General features: G+C 42.3%; 12 protein-coding genes. 5 read left to right on the forward strand and 7 right to left on the reverse strand.

Annotation, left to right across the window (positions count from 1 at the left end):
* Nucleotides 1-10 precede the first annotated feature (10 nt).
* The 4 genes from CDO33_RS15580 (at nt 11) to CDO33_RS15595 (ending at nt 5,242) form a co-directional block, all read left to right on the forward strand.
* Entirely contained in the window at nt 11-1,087 is a 1,077-nt protein-coding gene (locus tag CDO33_RS15580; RefSeq protein WP_103080989.1) for a sugar ABC transporter substrate-binding protein, read from the forward strand.
* Nucleotides 1,088-1,316: 229 nt separating this feature from the next.
* Nucleotides 1,317-2,441, forward strand: coding sequence for a sugar ABC transporter substrate-binding protein (locus CDO33_RS15585; RefSeq protein ID WP_103080990.1), 1,125 nt, complete (start codon nt 1,317-1,319; stop codon nt 2,439-2,441).
* 93 nt (nt 2,442-2,534) lie between these two features.
* Complete coding sequence (locus CDO33_RS15590; RefSeq protein ID WP_103080991.1) at nt 2,535-4,055, forward strand: ATP-binding cassette domain-containing protein; 1,521 nt, start codon at nt 2,535-2,537, stop codon at nt 4,053-4,055.
* 11 nt (nt 4,056-4,066) lie between these two features.
* Nucleotides 4,067-5,242 (forward strand): sugar ABC transporter permease, encoded by a 1,176-nt coding sequence (locus CDO33_RS15595; protein ID WP_103080992.1) that lies wholly within the window; start codon nt 4,067-4,069, stop codon nt 5,240-5,242.
* A gap of 253 nt (nt 5,243-5,495) precedes the next feature.
* Here CDO33_RS15595 and CDO33_RS15600 read toward each other — a convergent pair whose 3' ends face one another.
* Nucleotides 5,496-6,680 carry a flavodoxin domain-containing protein gene (locus tag CDO33_RS15600; RefSeq protein ID WP_103080993.1) on the reverse strand — a complete coding sequence of 395 codons (1,185 nt, stop codon included), beginning with the start codon at nt 6,678-6,680 and terminating at the stop codon, nt 5,496-5,498.
* Between the two features lie 315 nt (nt 6,681-6,995).
* On the opposite strand from CDO33_RS15600, the gene CDO33_RS15605 reads away from it, so the two are divergent.
* Nucleotides 6,996-7,550: a biotin transporter BioY gene (locus tag CDO33_RS15605; protein WP_103080994.1), complete on the forward strand. Its 555-nt coding sequence runs from the start codon at nt 6,996-6,998 to the stop codon at nt 7,548-7,550.
* A gap of 513 nt (nt 7,551-8,063) precedes the next feature.
* Here CDO33_RS15605 and tuf read toward each other — a convergent pair.
* From tuf to rpoC, 6 genes are all read right to left on the reverse strand, one after another.
* Entirely contained in the window at nt 8,064-9,266 is a 1,203-nt protein-coding gene (gene tuf, locus CDO33_RS15610) for an elongation factor Tu (RefSeq protein ID WP_103080995.1), read from the reverse strand.
* A gap of 178 nt (nt 9,267-9,444) precedes the next feature.
* Nucleotides 9,445-11,523, reverse strand: coding sequence for an elongation factor G (gene fusA, locus CDO33_RS15615; RefSeq protein ID WP_103080996.1), 2,079 nt, complete (start codon nt 11,521-11,523; stop codon nt 9,445-9,447).
* Nucleotides 11,524-11,575: 52 nt separating this feature from the next.
* Nucleotides 11,576-12,046, reverse strand: coding sequence for a 30S ribosomal protein S7 (rpsG, locus tag CDO33_RS15620; RefSeq protein ID WP_103080997.1), 471 nt, complete (start codon nt 12,044-12,046; stop codon nt 11,576-11,578).
* A gap of 256 nt (nt 12,047-12,302) precedes the next feature.
* Complete coding sequence (gene rpsL, locus CDO33_RS15625; RefSeq protein WP_103080998.1) at nt 12,303-12,731, reverse strand: 30S ribosomal protein S12; 429 nt, start codon at nt 12,729-12,731, stop codon at nt 12,303-12,305.
* Between the two features lie 48 nt (nt 12,732-12,779).
* The gene (locus CDO33_RS15630; RefSeq protein WP_103080999.1) at nt 12,780-13,022 is read right to left on the reverse strand and encodes a ribosomal L7Ae/L30e/S12e/Gadd45 family protein; all 243 of its coding nucleotides are present in this window, start codon (nt 13,020-13,022) and stop codon (nt 12,780-12,782) included.
* A gap of 393 nt (nt 13,023-13,415) precedes the next feature.
* On the reverse strand, nt 13,416-16,925 hold the full coding sequence (rpoC, locus tag CDO33_RS15635; protein ID WP_103081000.1) for a DNA-directed RNA polymerase subunit beta': 3,510 nt from the start codon (nt 16,923-16,925) through the stop codon (nt 13,416-13,418).
* Between the last annotated feature and the right edge of the window lie 7 nt (nt 16,926-16,932).

Genomic DNA, 16,932 nt, shown 5'->3' on the forward strand with positions numbered 1-16,932 from the left:
AGATGTTAATGTGTATTGTCTGAGGAGATTGGCAATCATCCTGTTGCTGATGATTTTTTTACCGCTTGTGTTGAGCTCATGCAGCAAAACAAAAGAAAACGGACCGGATGGTAATGATCAAAAAGAAAAAAAGATAGTAATAGGCTATTCAATGGATACTCTGGTTCATGAGAGATGGCTTCGGGACAGGGACATCTTTATGGCAAGAGCCAATGAGCTTGGTGCAGAAGTGATTTTGCAGGTAGCTAATAGTGATAGCGCCGAACAGGAGAAACAGGTGCAGTATCTTCTTGATCAGAACATTGATATACTGGTACTTGTGCCTCATGATGCCGATGAAGCCACAGATATGGTAAAAGCTGCCAAAAACAAAGGAGTAAAGGTCATCTCTTATGACAGGCTTGTAAAGAAAGCAAATGTCGATTTGTATATATCCTTTGATAATGTAAAGGTGGGAGAGCTTATGGGACAAGCGGCAATAGAGAATTCTCCTACAGGCAATTATCTGATATTGAATGGTTCAAAAAAGGATAACAACTCCTTTATGTTTAATAAAGGCTACATGTCAGCTCTGAATTATAGAATTGAAAGCGGCATCATTCAGGTGATAGGCGAAACATGGGTAGATGACTGGATGTATGAGAATGCTTTATCCTTTGTTGAAGAAGCTTTGCGCTCCGGAGAGCGAATTGATGCAATAATAGCTGCCAATGATACTTTGGCGGGGGCATCGGTGCAGGCATTGGCTGAGAAAAGGCTTGCAGGAAAGGTGACCGTGATAGGACATGATGCCGATCTGGACGGATGCCAGAGAGTGGTAGAAGGCACCCAGTATGCAACCGTCTATAAACCCATCGATGTAATTGCCAGGACAGCCGCAGAGTTTGCTGTGAAAATGGCAAGAGGAGGGTTGATACAGGCAAATGATACCATAAATGACGGCAAATATGATGTTCCCTATTACAAAATCGAACCGATTCTTGTCACCAGTGAAAACATGGTTGATGTCATCATCAAGGATCAATTTCACAGGCTTGAAGACGTATATATGAATATACCAAAATCCCAATGGCCTAAAATAGATTAGCTTGTCATGCTGCCGGCACAACAGATAAAATAGGATTTTTCAGGGAGAAGCTGCCTCAAAAGGCAGCTTTTGCTTTACCTTACCTTTTTTAATGTTAAAAATCTCGTGGTCACTTCTCTCAAAATTCACACAGATAAATAATATGCAGATTGGCGTTAACTATGTCCAGACGGTGCGGTGTTATAATGAACTCAACAAAGGCGAAGACGCCAAAAAAGGAGGATTTCTAATGAAGCGTTACTTGAAATTTGTGACATTTATCGTTTCAGCAGTTATGCTTGCAGCAATGTTTGCCGGGTGTTCAGCAGGCAATTCAGGCAATAGCAACTCCAAAGGCAAGGTTGATATCGGCATAGTTCTGCCGACAAAAGATGAACCAAGATGGGTTCAGGATGAACAAAGATTCAAGGAAGCACTGAAAGACACTGATTACTCCGTGGAAATACTGTTCAGCCAGGGTACATCGGCTAAAGAAAAGGAAAACGTGGATGCCTTGATTGCAAAAGGCATAAAAGTATTGATCATTTGTCCTCAAGATGGTGATGCCGCAGCTGCAGCTGTAGAAGCAGCTAAAAAGGAAGGTATCAAGGTAATATCCTATGACAGGTTGATTACAAACACTGATGCAATTGACTATTATGTGACTTTTGACAGTATAGCTGTAGGTAAGGCGCAAGCTCAATACCTGGTTGACAATGCAGAAGGCAGCGGAAATCCGCTCTACCTGTATGCCGGCGGTGCTTTTGACAATAACGCATTCCTCTTCTTTGAAGGTGCCTGGAGCGTATTGCAGCCGAAGATTGCTGATGGTACTTTCGTTATTAAAAACTCCAGCGAGGCGGTTGCTTTACAGGATAAGGCCACTTTGACCAGAGAAGAAATGAGCAAGATCATCGGCCAGGTAACAACAAACTGGGATTTCAATGAAGCAAAGAACAAGGCTGAAGCTCATTTGACTTCTGCTTCAGCTGCTGATAAAGGCGATGTATTCATACTCGCTCCCAATGATGGTACTGCTCGTGCAATAGCAGATGCATTCAAGGCAGACTCTGCAGTAAAGAGCTATGTGATAACCGGTCAGGATGCTGAAAAAGCTTCCATTCAATACATCATTGATGGCAAACAGTCAATGACCGTATTCAAAGATGTACGTACCCTTGTTAAAGATTCAATATCCATGGCAATTGCTCTGTTAAAGGGTACCACACCTGAAACCACCGGTTCATACAACAACGGAAAGATTGATGTTAAGGCAAAACAGACTGAGGTTATTGTTGTAGACAGCAAAAATGTTAAATCCGCATTGATTGATTCAGGTTACTATTCAGCATCTGATTTCACAGGTTTAAAGTAATAGCAAATAATTAGTACAGGCAGAATAGTGATAGCAGCAGCCATCACTATTCTGCCGTTCTAAGGTTTGCTTATCAAAGGAGCGTTAATGATTATGGTCGAACACATACTGGAAATGAGAAACATTACCAAAGAGTTTCCCGGAGTGAAGGCTTTAAACAACGTGAATTTCAAGGTTAAAAGAGGAGAAATTCACTGCCTCGTAGGTGAAAATGGCGCAGGAAAATCAACACTGATGAAGGTTTTAAGCGGTGTTTATTCTCATGGGGAATACACTGGTGATGTTATTTTCAATGGTGAAGTTCAGAAATTCACAAGCGTCAGGGACAGTGAGAAGGCTGGTATTGCGATCATATATCAGGAATTGGCGCTTGTTCCGGAAATGACGGTATATGAGAACATATTTTTGGGGCATGAAATAAGAAGGGGCGCTGCCATCGACTGGAATGAGACCATATTGCAAGCCGGAGAAATGTTAAAAAGAGTAAAGCTTAATGTTAATCCTGCAGTAAAAATAAAAGACCTGGGTGTAGGAAAGCAGCAACTGGTTGAAATTGCAAAGGCTTTGAGTAAGGATGTAAAGCTGCTTATTCTGGACGAACCCACAGCAGCTTTGAACGAAGATGACAGTGAAAACCTTCTAAAACTGTTAAAAGAACTGAAAGCACAAGGTATAACTTCAATCATGATTTCCCATAAGCTTAAGGAAGTTATAGCTATCGCCGATACCGTAACTGTTTTGAGGGACGGTCAGACGATTTGCTCCCTGGATGCTAAAAAAGGGGAAATCACTGAAAATGTAATTATAAAAAATATGGTCGGCCGCGAGATTGATAATATCTATCCAAAGCGGAATTTCAAACCATCGAATGAAACAGTTTTCGAGCTTAAGAATTGGAGTGCATATGATCCCGGACTCGGGAGAGAAATACTTAAAGATATAAACTTGAATGTGAAAAAGGGAGAAATTGTCGGAATAGCCGGATTAATGGGTGCCGGACGAACTGAACTCGCCCAGAGCATTTTCGGTAATGCGGCAGAGTATCAGCTAAAGGGCGATCTGATAATAAAGGGACAAAAAAAGGTTTTCAAACATCCTGACGATGCTATCCGCGCAGGAATTGCCTATGTTACGGAAGATAGGAAAGGCAACGGTCTGATATTGATTGATGATATCAAGCAGAACATTACATTGGCTAATTTAAAATCCATATCAAAAAATGGTGTAATAAATCAGAATGAAGAAATAAAAGTCGCAAATGAATATAAAGCATCACTTAATATTAAAGCACCCGGTATCGAGCAAAAGGTTGGCAATTTAAGCGGTGGAAACCAGCAGAAGGTTTCTCTGGGTAAATGGTTGTTTGCCAGACCTGATATTCTCATACTGGATGAGCCTACACGTGGTATAGATGTAGGCGCCAAGTATGAAATATATACGATAATGAATGAGCTGGTAAGACAGGGTATGAGCATCATAATGATATCCTCCGAACTTCCTGAAGTCTTAGGTATGAGCGACAGGATATACGTGGTTTCGGAGGGTAGGATTACCGGTGAATTATCAATAGAGGAAGCCACTCAGGAAAGAATCATGGAGCTGGCAACAAATTAGGAGGAATGGTCATGAAATTTGTCAAAGAATCACGAACTCTGATTAAGCAAAACATACGCGATTATGGAATGTATATCGCCCTGTTTTTGATAATGTTGACATTCACTATTACAACTGACGGATTGTTTATTTCCTCAAGAAATATAAGCAATTTGATTAATCAGACGGGATATATCGCCGTGCTGGCTGTCGGTATGACTCTGGTCATAGTCATCAGACATATTGACCTTTCAGTTGGTTTTGTTGCCGGTTTTCTAGGGGCAATAGCAGCTATTATGCTCACAAAGATGGGGTTGTCGGTAATAATAACCATTCCCGTAATCCTGCTGCTGGGAATCCTGATTGGCCTTGTTAATGGATTTCTGGTTGCAAAATTGGAGATACCGTCCTTTGTGGCGTCTCTCGCCGGGATGCTGGTTTTTAGAGGAGCGCTTCTCCTTGTGACTGAAGGAACAGGAACTATTATCATCAATAATGAATTTTTCAATGCTATAGGAAATGGCTTTATACCCGATATTGCCAACGTTGGAAACTTCCATCTGCTTACGCTCATTCTTGGAACGCTGGCTATCGCACTTTATGTATGGAGTGAAGCCAGAACCAGGGCAAACAAGAAAAAGTACAATTTTGAAGTGACTTCCCTCGGCATGTTTATACTCAAAATAAGCTTTGTGTCAGCCTTAATCGCCTGTGTGACTTGGATACTTGCCGGCTACAACGGCCTTTCATGGACTGTGGTGGTAGTGTTGATCGTAGTGGCTCTATATCATTTCATAAGCACCAAGACGGTTTTGGGAAGGCATATTTATGCGGTGGGTGGAAATCCTGAAGCAGCAAAATTAAGTGGTATTAATGTAAAGAAAATAACATTCATAGTATTTGGATCTATGAGCATGCTTGCTGCGCTGTCAGGCATATTATACACTTCTCGCCTTCAGTCAGCAACCACTACAGCAGGAACCTTGTTTGAGCTTGATGCTATTGCAGCCGCCTATGTCGGAGGAGTATCCGCAGCCGGTGGAGTTGGTAAGGTAACCGGCTCCATTATCGGGGCATTGGTTATGGCTTCATTGACCAGCGGTATGAACCTTATGGGTGTGGGAATCTCATATCAGTATATAATTAGGGGAGCTGTCCTCGCTGCTGCCGTAATCTTTGACGTTGCAACCCGCAAAAGAAGAAAATAATGCGAAAAGCATGAAAAAAGAGTGTGCAAAGAGTGCGCGCAGAGATGTAAGAATATCGGATATAATGGTGACAATATACTGCAACCTACGGTGTGATATAACGAGCTAACGAATAACGAGCTAATGAAATATTTTGAAAAGCAGACTAATTAAAAAGCAGCTTATTATCCTTAACGGATAAAAGCTGCTTTTTGGTTGTTATAGAACTTACCGGAGTATTTTATTCAGTTAATTTCAAGGTCATTATCGCTGCCTATGCGTTCATGGCCTTTGCAAATTTGTCTCCCATCTCAACAAACATCTTAAGCTCATCCTCCGTAGGACGATACTTGATTTGGAGAGGCTCATGCAGAATCTTCAATCCTGCTTCCTCCAGGGATTTGCTTATTATCTTTGGCGCTTCCCCGCTCCATCCATAGCTTCCAAAAGCAGCGCCTACCTTGTTCTTAAATCTATGGCCTTTTATTTCATCCAGGAGCGCGGAAATTGACCGTAAAACCGTGTTATTTACAGTGCAGCTGCCTATTATTACTCCCTTAGCCTTGAATATTTCGGTAAGCACATCACTCTGATCCGATACTGAATTGTTATACAGCTTGTATTTGATACCGTTTTTAGCCAAACCTTCCCCTATCGCTTCGGCCATCATCTTGGTAGCGTTATACATTGTGTCATATATAATGACAACAGTTCCTTCATTGTAATCCTGAGACCATTCATAATACTTGTCTATTATTTGAACAGGATTCTCTCTCCATATGACCCCGTGGCTCGGAGCAATCATATCTATCGGAAGATTTAAGGCTCTTATCTCCTCTATCTTCTTCTTAATCAAAGGACTGTACGGAGTAAGGATATTGGCGTAATACTTGATTGCCTCCTGATACAGTTCGCAGGTATCGATTTCATCATTGAAAAGGGATGCCGGAGAATAATGCTGTCCAAAAGCATCATTTGAAAGCACCAGGTTTGCTCCCTTTACATATGTAAGCATGCTGTCCGGCCAGTGTATCATCTGCATCTCAACAAAGACCAGCTCATACTTTCCGGTTTTTAAGGTATCACCGGTTTTTACAACATTGAAATTCCAATCCTTATGGAATTGCCTCCTGATTGCATCAGCTCCATTTTTAGTGCAATATATGGGAATATCCGGCCTCTTAGACATCAGATATCCAAGGCTGCCGCCATGGTCAGGCTCAGAATGATTTATAATAATTGCATCTATATTGTCTATGCCGACTTCCTTTTCCAGCTTGTCCACAAATTCCTCTTGATAGGGGTCCCAAACTGTGTCAACCAGGACCACCTTTTCATCTTTAATGAGGTATGCATTATAAGTAGAGCCTCTATGGGTAGACAACTCATGTCCGTGGAACTGCCTTAGTTCCCAATCTTTTATTCCTACCCAGTAAATATCGTTTTTTACCTCAATCATAAGCAAGCTCCTCCTTTAGTTTCAACTTCAATAATAAATATTCCCTCACAGTGGCATTTTAAACATAATAGAATACGAGTCTATTCATCTGGAGCATAATTCCTATTTTAGAATAATACAAACTCCCATATGAATCAATATGTTAAGGAAACATTATGTTCCATCACCTCTTAGGTTTTCAATCAAAACACATCCCCCGGCGCATCGGAAAATTAAATTTATCTTTAGAGATATATTGACAGAAAAAGGAGTCTGTTATATTATTCTTATTGTCAACCTAAATTTTTAAAATAGTTAACAATTCAAGGAGGTCTTATGAAACTAAATTTGAAAGATATTAATGTTATTGCTTTATTCACTGCAGTAACGGTGATCCTGGCTCAGATTTCCATCCCAATACCCTTTTCTCCGGTACCGATCACCCTTTCCATTTTCGGAGTATTCCTTTCATCATTGATATTAGGAACCAGAAACGGTATCTTATCGCAAATCGTTTACATTCTGCTGGGTTTGGTAGGTGTTCCGGTATTTGCCGGTTTCAGAGGCGGGTTAAATGTCTTATTAAGTCCCACAGGAGGGTACATAATCAGCTATCCCTTCATGGCTCTGGTAATAGGTCTGCTGGTCAGCCGCAAGAAAAACGCATCCTTTATCACAATGACCGGAGCGCTTCTGGCAGGATTGGTTGTATGCTACACTTTGGGCACTTCATGGCTTGCAGTGAGTGCCAAGCTTGATGCGGCCAAGGCGATATCCGCAGGAGTGATACCCTTTCTTCCCCTTGATATTGTAAAGGCAGTAATTTCCGCAGCATTGGGGCTTCAGATAAGAAATGCCCTGACCAGGGCAGGCCTGGTTAGCGCCGGATAATATAATGTGCTGCTAGTAAATGAATGATAATAAATCCCATCATAAAGATGCCATTTTAGGCAAATCCTCTTTGGAATCTCCTTTGGGAAATTACTTTTGGAGATTCCTTTTCTATCTGATGAGGCAAAAAGATAATTAGCTTTGGCAGTAATGAGAGTTGTAAGGGCTTCCGGAAGCTTTATACCGATGAATAAATATAGAAAGTAAAAATAACACCTATCCGCTTTGCAGCCGGATGGGTGTTTTTGCATTTGATTTCCCCTCAGAAGCCAAATAAGCTACTCATGTAAAGTATTAAACGCTTTATGTATTTGCTCGTTTATTTATTGTATTTTACCATACTCATATACATTACACCGTACACTGATATATTTCATCTATATATGATTTTATGCAGCACGATTTGTCTTCTTCATACTTGTTAATAAAAGACGGTGCAGCCAAAAAGCTACACCGTCTTTTATTAAATTACTTATGACACGCTTTATCGGCGGTCATTTTTATATTTTAAAATTACTCTATTATCTCAGTTACAGTTCCTGCTCCAACAGTTCTTCCGCCTTCACGGATAGCGAACCTCAAGCCGGCTTCCATAGCTATAGGAGTGATGAGCTTGATTGTCATGTTAACATGGTCACCAGGCATGCACATTTCTGTACCCTGAGGCAGTTCAACTACACCTGTAACGTCGGTAGTTCTGAAATAGAACTGAGGTCTGTAACCATTGAAGAAAGGAGTATGTCTTCCACCTTCTTCTTTGGTGAGAACGTAAACCTGTGCCTTAAAGTGAGTATGAGGTTTGATTGAGCCGGGTTTTACCAAAACCTGTCCTCTTTCAACTTCATTTCTCTGAATACCTCTTAAGAGAGCACCAATGTTATCTCCGGCAACAGCCTGATCCAGCAGCTTTCTGAACATTTCAACACCGGTTACAACTGTCTTCCTGGGAGCATCCATTAAGCCGACGATTTCAACTTCGTCACCAACTTTTACTGTTCCTCTTTCTACCCTACCAGTAGCAACAGTACCACGGCCGGTGATGGAGAATACGTCCTCGACAGGCATCAAGAAAGGCTTGTCTGTCGGTCTTTCAGGAGTAGGAATGTATTCGTCAACTGTCTGCATCAGCTTGAGAATAGGAGCGTATTCAGGAGCATTAGGATCTGTTGAAGTGCATTCCAATGCAGCCAAAGCAGAACCTCTTACTATCGGAATCTCATCTCCAGGGAAGTCATACTGGCTCAAAAGCTCTCTGAGTTCCATTTCAACCAATTCGATAAGCTCTTCGTCATCTACCATATCACACTTGTTAAGGAAAACAACTATGTATGGTACTCCAACCTGGTGTGATAAGAGAATGTGTTCTCTTGTCTGAGGCATCGGACCATCTGCAGCTGAAACAACCAGGATAGCTCCGTCCATCTGAGCAGCACCGGTGATCATGTTCTTAACATAGTCAGCATGACCGGGGCAGTCAACGTGAGCGTAGTGCCTGTTTTCAGTTTCGTACTCAACATGAGCGGTATTGATGGTAATACCTCTTTCCTTCTCTTCCGGAGCAGCGTCTATCTGATCATATGCTCTATACTCTGCTCTTCCGAGATAGCCTAATACTTTTGTTATAGCAGCTGTCAATGAAGTCTTGCCATGGTCAACGTGACCAATTGTTCCAATGTTAACATGGGGCTTAGTTCTTTCAAATTTAGCCTTAGCCATTAAAATTCTCCTCCCTTATATCAGTATTTTACTGATAGTTAATTAATTTATTAATTTTTATGAAAAACCATATGCAATAAAACTATTGCATATTGGTTTTTCAAAATTTAATATTTAAAGATCTTAAGTTCAATGTACCGATAAAATCATTTCGGTACTTGCCTTAATAAAGCTAAACTTACTTTGAAGCTTTGCCATTAAGAATTTGCTCCTGAATGCTCTTGGGAACTTCTTCGAAATGGCTTGTCTGCATCGTAAAGGTACCTCTTCCCTGAGTTCTTGAACGCAGGGTGGTCGCATATCCGAACATTTCAGACAGCGGCACGAAAGCTTTGATGTTCTGAACACCGGATACTGACTCCATACCTTCAATCCTACCTCTTCTTGAGTTCAGATCGCCCATTACGTCTCCCATGTATTCATCAGGAACGAATACATCAACCTTCATTATAGGCTCCAGGAGAACTGGGTCAGCCTTTTTGCAGCCTTCCTTGAATCCCATGGAGGCAGCAATCTTAAAGGCCATTTCTGAGGAGTCAACTTCATGGTATGAACCATCAACAAGAGTAACTTTTACGTCAACTACGGGGTACCCACCCAGAACACCATTATTCATGGCATCCTGAATACCAGCATCTATAGCCGGTATATATTCCTTAGGAATAGCACCACCGACGATCTTGTTGACAAATTCATAGCCGGTTCCAGGTTCCTTAGGCTCAATTTCCAGCCAGCAGTGACCATATTGACCACGACCACCGGACTGTCTTACAAACTTACCTTCGGCCCTTACTGCCTTGCGGATGGTTTCCTTATATGAAACCTGCGGATTTCCTACATTAGCCTCAACCTTGAACTCCCTCATCAGACGGTCAACTATTATGTCAAGATGCAGTTCACCCATACCTGAAATAATAGTTTGTCCTGTTTCAGGGTTTGTATAAGTTCTGAATGTAGGATCTTCTTCAGCCAGCTTCTGCAAAGCCAGGCTCATCTTTTCTTGTCCATCTTTTGACTTCGGTTCAATGGCTATTTCTATAACCGGTTCCGGGAATTCCATGGACTCCAAGATAACTGGATTTTCTTCTGTGCACAAGGTATCACCGGTTGTAGTATCCTTCAAACCTACTGCGGCAGCTATGTCTCCGGAATAGACCATGTCTATTTCCTCTCTGTGGTTTGCATGCATCATGAGAATTCTACCGATTCTCTCTCTCTTGTTCTTAGTTGAGTTAAGAACATAAGATCCGGAGCTCAATTTGCCTGAGTATACCCTGAAGAAGCACAATTTACCCACATACGGGTCGGACATAATTTTGAATGCCAATGCAGCAAACGGGCCATCGTCATTTGCAGGCCTTTCAATTTCCTCTTCGCCATCCAAAGATACACCTTTTATTGGTGGTATATCCACAGGAGACGGCAAATATTCTACAACTGCATCCAGCAATTCCTGTACACCCTTATTTTTGTACGATGATCCGCAAACCACCGGTACGCACTTCAAAGCTATTGTTCCGGCTCTTATTGCAGCATGTATCTCTTCCTCTGTTATCTCTTGTTCCTCGAGATATTTCATCATCAATTCTTCGTCTAGTTCAGCAACAGATTCTATCAATTTATTATGGTATTCTGTAGCGAGATCTTTCAAATCTTCAGGAATAGGCTGTTCTTCAATAACTTTACCCAAGTCATCCCTGAAGTAGTATGCCTTCATTTTTATAAGGTCTATTATACCTGCAAAGGTATCTTCACTGCCTATAGGTATCTGAATCGGAACAGGATTGGCTTTCAATCTGTCCCTTATCATGTCAACGCATCTGAAAAAGTCTGCTCCCACTATATCCATTTTGTTAATGTATGCAATACGAGGAACGCCGTACTTGTCAGCCTGTCTCCAGACTGTTTCAGTCTGCGGCTCAACTCCTCCCTTTGCACTAAAAATTGTTACTGAACCATCGAGAACTCTGAGAGATCTTTCTACTTCCACAGTGAAGTCAACGTGCCCCGGCGTATCTATGATGTTAATTCTCTTTCCTTTCCAGAAAGCAGTAGTCGCAGCAGATGTAATCGTGATACCTCTTTCCTGCTCCTGTACCATCCAGTCCATGGTTGCAGCGCCTTCATGCACTTCACCAATCTTATGAACCTTTCCGGTATAAAACAAGATACGTTCCGTGGTAGTCGTCTTCCCAGCGTCAATATGAGCCATTATTCCGATATTTCTAGTGTTCTCTAAGCTATATTCTCTGGGCATTAATGCCCTCCTTTCTCTCTTTTCGACAGTTCAAAAATTTTTAAATGTGATTTTACCATCTGTAATGAGCAAAAGCCTTATTAGCTTCAGCCATCTTATGAGTATCTTCCTTCTTCTTGAAGGCTCCACCCATACTGTTAGCTGCATCCATTATCTCGGCGGCGAGCTTTTGGCTCATGGTCCTTTCGCCTCTTGTACGAGCATAATTGACCAGCCATCTTATTCCCAATGCTTGCCTTCTTTCAGGCCTTACTTCCATTGGTACCTGGTATGTTGCTCCTCCGACCCTTCTTGCTTTAACTTCAAGAACAGGCATAACATTGTTCATCGCCTGCTCAAAAACTTCAAGAGGATCTTTGCCTGTCTTTTCCTTTATTATATCGAAAGCATCATAGCAAATTCGCTGAGCAATACCCTTTTTGCCGTCCAACATAACTTTGTTGATAAGCTTTGTAACTGTCTTATCATTATATATCGGATCAGGCAGAACATCTCTTTTGGCTACAAATCCTTTTCTTGGCACCTTACTTCCCTCCTTCTTGATAATAATGTATGGAGTTGGTTCACAGCAATGCTCTGAAAACCCCATATGCTTATATCATAGGTACTCGTGGCTTTTTCACCACGTCAGTGCTCTGTAACTGCCATTTAAAATTTATATATATTTAAACGACGTACTTAGCACTTATTTTTTGCATATCATATAACTTATATTTGTGTAATATTTTGCTATAAAAAATCATACTACACAAATATATCGTGCATTGCACGTCATATGATTACTTCTTAGCAGCCCCAGCCTTTGGCTTCTTAGCGCCATACTTGGAACGACCCTGCATTCTCTTTGCAACACCTGCCGTATCCAAAGTACCCCTGATAATATGGTATCTAACACCAGGGAGGTCCTTAACCCTACCACCTCTTATAAGAACAACACTGTGCTCCTGAAGATTGTGGCCGATACCAGGAATATAAGATGTTACTTCTATTCCATTGGTCAAACGAACTCTGGCAACCTTTCTCAAAGCTGAATTAGGCTTCTTGGGTGTAACAGTCTTAACGACAGTGCAAACACCGCGCTTTTGAGGGCTATTCAAGTCAATAGTCTTCTTCTTCAGGGAATTAAAACCTTTCTGCAAAGCAGGAGAAGAAGATTTCTTCTGAGTAACCTCTCTTCCCTTTCTAACCAGCTGATTGAATGTTGGCATCAATACACCTCCTTTCAACAATTTATCTATATGGTTTCAGATCAAAACCTATTTCAGCAGACATGCTGCTGAGGCTCCAACCTCTATCCCGCAAGCTTTTCCTAATTGTTTCATTGTGTCCACATATACTATCTCAATAGAACTGTTCTGCGCCAGCACCTTGAGATTGCCTACTACTTTTTCATCAGCATCCTTTGCTATGAACAGTAACCTGGCAGTTCCAGCTTCAACAGCTTTTAAAGACTGTTTTATTCCTACAGTTTTCCTACCATTTTTTAATTCATCAAGCACTGTTTAACCTCCTGTATGCCAACAGAAAACCTTTTCCTGATTTTGCCTTCACAAGCTTGATTAATCTGAGAAACCAAAAGCAAATAGCACTGGTTTATATCATGAGTCTTTGGGTTCTCATCTGCATAGCACTCCGATTTTGACACTAAAACATTTTATCACCGCAAAGACACATTTGTCAAGTCGTCAATAATGGAAGGCAGGAAAAGGATATAGGAAGCATTTGAGGACTATTAGCAACATTCATAATGCCTTTCACAATCTAAGTTAAGCAATATATAAACATCCTCAGGTAATTATACAGAATCTTTGGATATTTCCGGGATGCGGAACCATGATCCCGCATCCCGGCATTTTCTCAATTCTTTAGGCATACAGCCTTTGAATATCTTCCTACTTTTCTGCTTTGTCTTCCACAATTTGAATACTTATGTCCTTGTATCTGCTCATTCCTGTTCCGGCAGGTATGAGCTTTCCGATTATAACGTTTTCCTTCAGACCTATCAGAGGATCCGTCTTGCCCTTTATGGCTGCCTCCGTCAATACCCTTGTGGTTTCCTGGAAGGATGCTGCGGAGAGGAAGGAATCGGTAGCCAGCGAAGCTTTTGTTATACCTAACAGGGCCCTCCTGCCGGTAGCAGTTCTGAGACCCAGTTCTGCCACCCGGTTGTTCTCCTTTTCAAACTCGAACATATCCACCAGTCCGCCCGGTAACAGATTTGTATCTCCGGGATCCTCCACCTTTACCTTTCTCATCATCTGTCTGACTATAACTTCAATATGCTTGTCATTTATATCAACACCCTGCAGTCTGTAAACTCTCTGAACTTCCTGCAGGAGATAAGCCTGAACGCCTTTTACTCCCTTGATCTTCAATATGTCGTGAGGATTTACGGAACCTTCTGTCAATTCATCTCCTGCCTCTACGACGTCACCGTCGGAAACCTTCAGTCTCGAACCATAAGGGATAAGGTAAGTCCTCGAATCGCCGTCCTCGGATGTTACGATTATCTCCCTCTTCTTCTTTGTTTCGGACAGCTTGACCGTACCGTCTATCTCGGAGATAACAGCCAGTCCTTTCGGTTTTCTTGCCTCAAACAATTCTTCTACACGGGGGAGACCCTGGGTGATATCTTCTCCTGCAACACCGCCCGTATGGAAAGTTCTCATCGTAAGCTGAGTACCCGGCTCACCTATGGACTGAGCAGCTATTATACCTACCGCCTCTCCGACATTGCACTCTCTGCCTGTTGCGAGGTTTGCTCCATAGCACTTGGAGCATACACCCAATTCTGAATGGCATGTGAGCACAGATCTTATAAGTACCTTCTTTATTCCGGCCTTCTCTATTTTTTCTGCCTGGGCATCATTGATCATTGTATCGGCAGGAACCAATACCTCTCCGGTTTCAGGATGAACAACATCATCTATGGTATACCTTCCTACCAGCCTTTCTGCCAATCCTTCAATAACCTCATTGCCATCTTTTATTGCGTATACTTCAATACCCTTCTTAGTTCCACAGTCCACTTCTCTTACTATAACATCCTGGCTGACATCAACCAGACGCCTTGTCAGGTATCCGGAGTCCGCGGTTCTCAATGCGGTATCCGCCAGACCTTTTCTGGCACCGTGGGTCGAGATGAAGAACTCCAGCACGTTCAGACCTTCACGGAAGTTTGATTTGATAGGCAGCTCTATTGTCCTACCGGTGGTATCCGCCATCAAGCCCCTCATACCTGCCAGCTGTTTAATCTGGTTTATGTTACCTCTCGCACCTGAGTTGGACATCATGTAAAGAGGATTCATCTTATCGAGGTTTTCAATAAGAGCGCTCTGAATATTATCCGATGCTTCGTTCCATGCTGCTATGACAGAGTTGTAACGCTCTTCTTCGGAGATAAGACCTCTCTTGTACTGCTTTGTGATATTCTCAATCTTTTCCTCCGTCTCTTTCAGATAGCGGGCTTTTACTTCAGGTATAACCATATCGGATACGCTTATGGTGATGGCTCCCTTGGTAGAGAACTTGAAGCCCAAAGCTTTTATATTATCCAGTACAATAGCTGTTTCGGTAGTTCCATGCTTCTTTATGCACCTGTCAATGATCTTACCCAGTTCCTTCTTACCAACAAGGAAATCCACCTCAAGATCAAAAGCTTTTTCCGGGTCAGTTCTGTCCACATAGCCCAAATCCTGAGGGATGGCACTATTGAATATAAATCTTCCAATAGTTGAGGTGACAATGCGGGACATAGGCTTGCCATCTATTTCTTTTCTGACCCTCACGCCTATCCTGGCATGCAAACCGATTACGCCGTTGGTGTATGCCAGCATAGCTTCATCATAGGATGAAAAGACCTTTCCTTCTCCCTTTTCTCCTTCGCGGTCTATGGTCAGGTAATAGCAGCCCAAAACCATATCCTGTGTAGGAACTGTAACAGGTTTTCCATCCTGAGGCTTCAACAGGTTGTTTGCCGAAAGCATGAGGAATCTGGCTTCTGCCTGTGCCTCTGCAGACAATGGTACGTGCACAGCCATCTGGTCACCGTCAAAGTCGGCGTTGTAAGCAGTACATACCAGCGGATGAAGCTTTATTGCTCTACCTTCCACCAATACGGGTTCAAAAGCCTGAATACCCAGCCTGTGCAGCGTTGGAGCACGGTTCAGCAGAACCGGATGTTCCTTTATAACCGCTTCCAGCACATCCCAGACTTCATTTCTTACCTTTTCCACCATTCTCTTTGCGCTCTTTATATTATGGGCCAATCCGTCATTAACAAGCTTTTTCATTACAAAAGGTTTGAAAAGCTCCAGAGCCATTTCTCTTGGCAAACCACACTGGTATATCTTAAGCTCCGGTCCTACAACAATAACTGAACGCCCGGAATAGTCAACACGTTTACCCAGCAAGTTCTGACGAAAGCGACCCTGCTTTCCTTTCAGCATTTCAGAAAGGGATTTAAGAGGCCTGTTGCCGGGTCCGGTTACAGGTCTTCCCCTTCTTCCGTTATCAATGAGAGCATCTACAGCTTCCTGCAGCATCCTCTTTTCGTTCCTGACGATTATGTCAGGAGCTCCAAGGTCCAGAAGCCTTTTCAGACGATTGTTTCTGTTAATTACTCTTCTGTAAAGGTCGTTCAAATCTGATGTTGCGAATCTGCCACCGTCCAGCTGAACCATAGGTCTCAGTTCCGGAGGTATTACGGGCACGGCATCCAGTATCATCCACTCGGGCCTGTTTCCTGATGTCCTGAAAGCCTCTACCACTTCAAGCCTTTTTATGAGTCTTACTCTTTTTTGCCCGGTGGCGTCAGCCAGTTCAGCCTTCAATTCTTTTGAAAGCTTCTCCGGATCAATTTCCATAAGCAGCTCTTTGATAGCTTCTGCACCCATTCCGGCACGGAAGTTATGTCCGAATTTTTCAACACTGTCCCGATATTCTTTTTCAGAAAGCACCTGCTTCTTGGACAGAGGGGTCTGTCCGGGATCTATTACGACATAAGAAGCAAAGTACAGAATTTTTTCAAGAGCCCTGGGCGACATGTCCAGGATCAATCCCATCCTGCTGGGTATTCCTTTAAAATACCATATATGGGATACCGGGGCAGCCAATTCTATGTGCCCCATTCTTTCCCTTCTTACCTTGGAACGGGTTACTTCAACTCCGCACCGGTCACAAACAATACCTTTATACCTTATTCTTTTATATTTTCCGCAATGGCATTCCCAGTCCTTCTGCGGTCCAAAAATTCTCTCACAGAAGAGACCATCCCTTTCGGGTTTCAGAGTTCTATAATTAATAGTTTCCGGTTTTTTTACTTCACCTTTGGACCATTCCCTGATCTTCTCAGGAGAAGCCAAACCAATTCTAATGGATTCAAAGTTGTTCAATTCAAACATGGCGCCA

This window comes from Clostridium thermosuccinogenes (genome assembly GCF_002896855.1).
GTDB classification, from domain to species: domain Bacteria; phylum Bacillota; class Clostridia; order Acetivibrionales; family DSM-5807; genus Pseudoclostridium; species Pseudoclostridium thermosuccinogenes.

Excerpts from the sequence above, each read along its gene's own strand:
- rpsL (WP_103080998.1), bottom strand. The coding sequence starts at position 12,731 with ATGCCAACATTCAATCAGCTGGTTAGAAAGGGAAGAGAGGTTACTCAG.
- CDO33_RS15590 (WP_103080991.1), top strand. The coding sequence starts at position 2,535 with ATGGTCGAACACATACTGGAAATGAGAAACATTACCAAAGAGTTTCCC.
- CDO33_RS15595 (WP_103080992.1), top strand. The coding sequence starts at position 4,067 with ATGAAATTTGTCAAAGAATCACGAACTCTGATTAAGCAAAACATACGC.
- tuf (WP_103080995.1), bottom strand. The coding sequence starts at position 9,266 with ATGGCTAAGGCTAAATTTGAAAGAACTAAGCCCCATGTTAACATTGGA.
- fusA (WP_103080996.1), bottom strand. The coding sequence starts at position 11,523 with ATGCCCAGAGAATATAGCTTAGAGAACACTAGAAATATCGGAATAATG.
- CDO33_RS15605 (WP_103080994.1), top strand. The coding sequence starts at position 6,996 with ATGAAACTAAATTTGAAAGATATTAATGTTATTGCTTTATTCACTGCA.
- rpoC (WP_103081000.1), bottom strand. The coding sequence starts at position 16,925 with ATGTTTGAATTGAACAACTTTGAATCCATTAGAATTGGTTTGGCTTCT.
- CDO33_RS15585 (WP_103080990.1), top strand. The coding sequence starts at position 1,317 with ATGAAGCGTTACTTGAAATTTGTGACATTTATCGTTTCAGCAGTTATG.
- CDO33_RS15600 (WP_103080993.1), bottom strand. The coding sequence starts at position 6,680 with ATGATTGAGGTAAAAAACGATATTTACTGGGTAGGAATAAAAGATTGG.